Raw genomic sequence first — 1,250 nt, 5'->3', positions numbered from 1 at the left:
TGTGCTGGTCAAGTTTTTTCGGACACCGCGATAGGTTGTTTGATTGCCGATTGCTGCTCGAAAGCATTGGGTGGCAAGTTGCCCAGTTTGGAGTGCAGCCGCACGCTGTTGTAGAAGCCAACGATGTAGTCGGCGATATCGGTCATGGCCTCGGCGTGGTTGGCGTAGTCGCGCTGCCAGACCCGCTCGGTCTTGAGGCTTAGGAAGAAGCGCTCCATGACAGCGTTGTCCCAGCAGTTGCCTTTGCGACTCATGCTGCCGACTAGAGCGTGGCGCGCCAGCAGCGCCTGGTGCAGCGCGCTGGCGTACTGGCTTCCACGGTCGGAATGAACAATCAGCCCTGGCGCGGGGCGGCGCTGCGCGATGGCCAACTGCAGCGCCGCGCACACCAACTCGGCATGCATGGTCGGCGCCATCGCCCAGCCCACGACTTTGCGGGCGTACAGGTCCAGCACCACGGCCAAGTACAGCCAGCCACTGCGTGTGCGGATGTAGGTGATGTCGCTCACCCAGGCCTGGTTGGGGCTGCTCGGGTTGAAGCGGCGCGCCAGCACGTTGTCCGAGACCGGCAGCGCATGACTGCTATCGGTGGTGTGAACGAACTTGCGCCGCCACAGGGTCCGCAACCTGTTTTCACGCATCAAACGCCGTACGCGGTAACGCCCGATGTGCAGCCCCTGAGCACGCAGTACCGCGCCAAGGCGACGGCTGCCATAGACCTTGCCGCTGGCGGCAAACTCGGCCTTCAATTGCGTGCTGACCAAGCAGGCCTTGGGCGCAATTTTGGCGCGCTGGCGGGCACCGTAATAGCCCGAACGGCTGACACCCAGAACACGGCATAGCCGCTCAACGGTGACGGCCTTCTTGTGCAACTGCTCGACGAACTGGTAGCTCATCGAAGCTCGCGGGCAAAGAAGGCCGATGCTTTTTTTAGGATATCTACGTCGCCGCGCAGTTGCTTGTTCTCGGCCTCCAACTGGCGGATGCGTTGCTGCTCGACGGTGAGCGGTTTGCCGATGCCGGGGCGGCCTGCGGCCTCTTCATCGGCTTGCGCCAGCCAGCGCCGTACGGCCGTCTCGCCGAGCTTCAGGTCGCGGCAAACCTCAATCACGCTCAAGCCCTGCTCGCGAATCATCTGCACGACTTGCAGCTTGAACTCCGCGTTGAATGTTCGTCTTTGCTTCTTGGTCATATTTCTCGTCCAGGTGGATTCCACCTATCGAGGTGTCCGGGGGAATTAGACCAGCACA

Annotated in this window: 1 protein-coding gene; it reads right to left on the bottom strand. The window is 61.8% G+C overall.

The annotated features are described in order from the left end of the window. Positions 1-8: 8 nt before the first annotated feature. Positions 9-1,192, bottom strand: a protein-coding gene (locus AC097O_RS24165) for an IS3 family transposase (RefSeq protein WP_479589367.1) whose coding sequence is annotated in 2 segments (ribosomal slippage) — positions 9-922 and positions 922-1,192 — 1,185 coding nt in all. Because the reading frame shifts where the segments join, the coding sequence is not laid out codon by codon here. Positions 1,193-1,250 lie beyond the last annotated feature (58 nt).

The organism is Rhodoferax sp. LS1P39, assembly GCF_056521425.1.
The sequence above is the reverse complement of the archived record's forward strand: the minus strand, read 5'-3'. Positions and strand labels throughout refer to the sequence as shown.